1 protein-coding gene is annotated in these 310 nt (G+C 73.2%); it reads right to left on the reverse strand.

Going from position 1 to position 310, the window contains the following annotated elements; translation table 11 throughout:
* On the reverse strand, positions 1–310 hold a 310-nt coding region (locus AB6A65_RS16890), incomplete at both ends, for a saccharopine dehydrogenase NADP-binding domain-containing protein (protein WP_371039534.1).

The following is a 310-nucleotide window of genomic DNA, read 5'->3' on the forward strand; positions in this document are numbered from 1 at the left end:
CCAGACGGTGCGCCATCAGGTGATCGATGCCCGGGTCGAGCCCCACCTCGTTGACCAGCGCCACACCCGCCTCCTTCGCTGCGGCGTCGAGCGCGCGCATCTCCGGCGCGATGTAGGAGGAGGAGACGAAATGCGCGCCCGCCGCGATCGCCGCCTCCGCGATCGGCACGTGCCAGTCCCCGGGCAGCATGGAGACCACGACGTCCCCGGGCGCGAGCGCCGCGGCGAGCGCGTCGAGATCGAAGGCGCGGATGTCCTCGGTCAGGTCGCCCACGGCCGCGCGCGCCTTCTCGGGCGTGCGGTTCCAGAC

This window comes from Rhodosalinus sp. FB01 (genome assembly GCF_041365715.1).
Taxonomy (GTDB): domain Bacteria; phylum Pseudomonadota; class Alphaproteobacteria; order Rhodobacterales; family Rhodobacteraceae; genus Rhodosalinus.